A 3,777-nucleotide genomic window follows, 5' to 3' on the forward strand; every position below is an offset into this window, starting at 1 on the left:
CGCGCATAAACATGGCTCTCCCGCCCACAAACTCCACTCTCCCGCGCACAATAACAAAAAGCCAGTTGCTCCTCAGCAACTGGCTCCCTTCTCTACCTATTTTATTCATACAATATGAACTTTCTCTTTATTCCTCGTCCGAAACACTTACCTCAACCAGTATTGCGGTGAACAGGATGAAGATCAGCATCATTTATTTCCTGTGTAAATTAAACCCGTCAACCTCTTTATCATGGTACTTTTTTGCTGTTGAAAGAAGGAGGATTTCAACGATACAGAGAATTGTTTACTATTAAGAGATTCGAGGAGGAGATTGGCGTGACTCTGAAATATTCTCACATACTGGTCGCACTGGACGGTTCAAAACAGGCGGAATGGGCCTTTAAGAAATCGGTGGATATCGCTCTCCGCAATCATGCGGTGCTGAATTTAGTCAATGTTGTCTACAACCGGTCCTTCGGTATGATTGAAGCCTACGACAGGGACCATTCGAAAAAGGCGAAGATTGCAGCCAGGGAAATACTTGAAAAATGTAAAAAAGAAGCGGAAGCTGCCGGTGTTGAAACAGTGAACACGATTATCGAATATGGTGTGCCCAAAGAAAAAATTCCCCGTGAAATCGCTGAACGGATTAATGCCGATTTGATCGTCTGCGGTGCCACCGGCCTGACCGGAGCTGAACGCATCATCATGGGCAGCATTTCCCAAAGCATCGTCCGCAATGCAAAATGCGATGTATTGGTTGTCCGGACAGAAGAAGATGTGACTTCGGAATAAAACACCAATTATTTATTATGACTTAGGACCCTATTTGTTATATGGAGGTTTAATTTCATGCCGGACCTGGCAATAGAAAGGTATACCAGAAAACGACTCGTGTTTCTGCTTACTTGTCTATGACGTTTAACCATATGAAATTTTATAACAGCGGACTTCGGACAGGATGGAACAGACTTTAGAGCTGTTAACAACGCCGGAAAGGATCAAATGATTCTTTTGGGCGTTTTTTTGTGAGTTTTTTTAAAAACTTAAGTTGGAAAGGAGCTTGTCTTATGACTCATTTAGAAGAAATAGCGGATGAAGTGGCGTCTCTGATGAATACAGACACCGAAATTGCAGGCGAGACGTGCTTTGTCAAAAAGAAAAGAAATTTGAATATATATGCCAACCAAAATTACTTTTCGTGCGTGCTCGATTTGGATATATCGTTCAGGAAATTAAAAAACAATGGCGAAGCCCTCAATAAAGCTGAGATTCTTCTGCTGCCGGAGGAATTGCCGGCATTTACAATGGCCTGGTCCAGTTTTGCCTCACCGCTGCCCGTCAATTTTAAGCAGCGCTGCGAGGCCAATCCGAATATCGTCTGCCTTCATCTGGAGACGATGGAATGCCCGAAAATTTTCTCGGCCCGCCTGTCAGCCGCCCTCGAAGCGCTTAAGCCGCTGGAATCCATCAGTTAAAAATAGAAAGGAAAGATTTATATGATTTATATTGTCGATCACACAAAAAAATTCGTCCACGAAATGACATATAGCGAAGAACGATGCGCTATTGGAGAAACTCCTGTGAATACTAAAGAGCTTACTGATTCCACTTCATATATATACAATTTGGAGAAGGAGAAAATGTATGCGAAATGCCCTTACTGCCACGAAGTCCCATTAATCATAGATTAACCTCTTCGAAATACTTCCCCATTAAAAAAAGCCGGCTCCCTCTACAGGGAGCCGGCTTTCTTTCGGCGTCTTCAGGATTTACCGCCATATAATTGCTGCAATTCCTCTTCTTTCATTGTGAAACGGTGCTCTTCGCCCGGGAATGCTCCGGATTTTACTTCATTTACATAATCAATCAAACCATTTTTCATGCCTTCCCCCGCTTCCGCGTAGGAACGGACAAATTTCGGCAGGTGGTGCGAACCGTATTTGACGGTATCATGATAGACGAGCACCTGACCATCTGTTTCGCTACCGGCTCCGATGCCGATGACCGGAATCGATACGGCATCCGTCACTTCTTTCGCCAGTTGATACGGGATGCATTCGAGCACCAGCATGAATGCGCCTGCCGCCTCGCACGCTTTAGCGTCTTCAATCAGCTTTTTCGCTGCATCCGCTGTTTTGCCCTGGACTTTGAAGCCACCAAGCACTCCGGCCGTCTGCGGCAATAAACCCAGATGCGCCACAACGGGAATGCCGGTGCGCGTGAGCAATTTAATGACGTCCACCACTTCGTCCGCGCCTTCCAGCTTCAGCGCTTCTGCTCCTGTATCCTGGAAAATGCGGACAGCTGTCTGCAATGTGCGGTCGATGTCGCCATGGAATGAAGCAAACGGCATGTCGACGACCAAAAACGTATCTATCGCCCCGCGCCGTGCGGCTTTGCCGTGATGGATCATGTCTTCGACAGTCACTTTCACAGTCGAATCATAACCGAGCACGACCATCCCGAGCGAATCTCCGACCAAAATAATATCCATGCCGGCTTCTTCCGCAATTTTCGCCGACGGATAATCGTAAGCCGTCAGCATAGCGATTTTTTCGCCTTCTTTTTTCATTTTCATGAACGTTGCTGTGTTCTTCATCTTCTTTTCTCTCCTCTTCAGGGAGAAAACCGGACATAAAAAGCCTTCTGTTCCAAAATGGACAGAAGGACAGGATTTTAATCAGCTGGTTTCCTCCGTCCCTGTCATTGATTGATCAAGGCAGAATGTATTTTATAGCTTGTAAGTTGCGTTTAGGTGCAGTTCCTTCCGGATACCGCCCACACCCCCACTATAGCAGATGCTGCAATAGTCTGACAATATTTTCCGCCTCTTAATTAACGAGCGAGCAGATATTCTCAAAAACTCCCTGATTATCTGTATAGTAGAAAATAGAGAAGTTATTTTTGGAGGTTCCAATGGCCATCATCAGTAAATTAACCGTCATTATTATACTGGCTCTCAGTTTTGCGCTGGCGCTGCTGGTCTTTTACTTGATGAGCAATCTGTAAAAAGAGCAACGCAAGGAGCAAATCGGAGAAATCACATCCCAGCTGATCAATTTCATACTGTTTCTGTGGCTTGCAAAAGTGCTGCTGAAACTCCCTTTGTTTGTACAGGATCCGCTTGCGGTTCTCGCCTATCCGAGCAATTCGGAAGCTTTTTATCTGGCGGTGCCTTGAATTATAATACGATGGTGCAGGAATATGAGAAGATGAGATAAAATCGGTTATGCGGGAAGATATTTCCCGGGAAATAATCTATTATTCGAGAGCACCATAAAGATAAAAGGGGCGATTTTATGTTTGCAGTGAATGTGGAAGGTGCTATTCATCGGGATGGCAAATGGCTGTTGATCAGGAGAAGTGAGAAAGAAGAACACGCTGCGGGCAGCTTGTCGCTGGTCGGTGGGCAATGTGATATCGAAGGAGTTTCATCTGATATCCTGGAAAGAACGCTGAAACGGGAAATATTCGAAGAAGTGGGCTGTGAAGTTTCAGGTATAAACTATGTGAACAGCTCGTCATTCGTGACGGATTCTGGCATTAATGTTATTGACATCGTTTTTTTATGCCACCATCAATCGGGTGAGCCGTATTCAAAAAGTATCGACGAAGTTGATGATGTTTTATGGATGACCACCGAAGAAATTCTTGCTCATCCGGAGCTTCCTGACTACCTGAAGGTGAATGTTGAACTGGCAGATGCAGTGCGGAAGGAACTGAGTACATAAATAAGTGCGGCGATAATAGAGTGGCGCGCGTTATCGTCGTTCGGAAAATTATATCGTCGCT

The 3,777-nt window shown here is 45.1% G+C and carries 4 protein-coding genes; 3 read left to right on the top strand and 1 reads right to left on the bottom strand.

The genetic code is table 11. The features are described from left to right. Nucleotides 1-318 precede the first annotated feature (318 nt). Nucleotides 319-777, top strand: a complete 459-nt coding sequence (locus tag KW93_RS01640) for a universal stress protein (RefSeq protein WP_033541217.1) — start codon at nucleotides 319-321, stop codon at nucleotides 775-777. 275 nt (nucleotides 778-1,052) lie between these two features. After that, nucleotides 1,053-1,460, top strand: coding sequence for a hypothetical protein (locus KW93_RS01645; protein WP_033541218.1), 408 nt, complete (start codon nucleotides 1,053-1,055; stop codon nucleotides 1,458-1,460). A 287-nt stretch (nucleotides 1,461-1,747) separates the two neighbouring features. On the opposite strand, the gene panB is transcribed toward KW93_RS01645, so the two are convergent. Next, entirely contained in the window at nucleotides 1,748-2,584 is an 837-nt protein-coding gene (gene panB / locus KW93_RS01655; RefSeq protein ID WP_033541220.1) for a 3-methyl-2-oxobutanoate hydroxymethyltransferase, read from the bottom strand. A gap of 700 nt (nucleotides 2,585-3,284) precedes the next feature. On the opposite strand from panB, the gene KW93_RS01660 reads away from it, so the two are divergent. Beyond that, nucleotides 3,285-3,716 carry an NUDIX hydrolase gene (locus KW93_RS01660; RefSeq protein WP_033541221.1) on the top strand — a complete coding sequence of 144 codons (432 nt, stop codon included), beginning with the start codon at nucleotides 3,285-3,287 and terminating at the stop codon, nucleotides 3,714-3,716. Nucleotides 3,717-3,777: the final 61 nt, after the last annotated feature.

It is taken from the genome of Planococcus sp. CAU13 (assembly GCF_000775575.1).
Classification (GTDB): domain Bacteria; phylum Bacillota; class Bacilli; order Bacillales_A; family Planococcaceae; genus Planococcus.

What these genes read in the sequence shown, in the direction of transcription:
- KW93_RS01645 (WP_033541218.1), top strand. Translation starts at nt 1,053, where the DNA reads ATGACTCATTTAGAAGAAATAGCGGATGAAGTGGCGTCTCTGATGAAT.
- panB (WP_033541220.1), bottom strand. Translation starts at nt 2,584, where the DNA reads ATGAAGAACACAGCAACGTTCATGAAAATGAAAAAAGAAGGCGAAAAA.
- KW93_RS01660 (WP_033541221.1), top strand. Translation starts at nt 3,285, where the DNA reads ATGTTTGCAGTGAATGTGGAAGGTGCTATTCATCGGGATGGCAAATGG.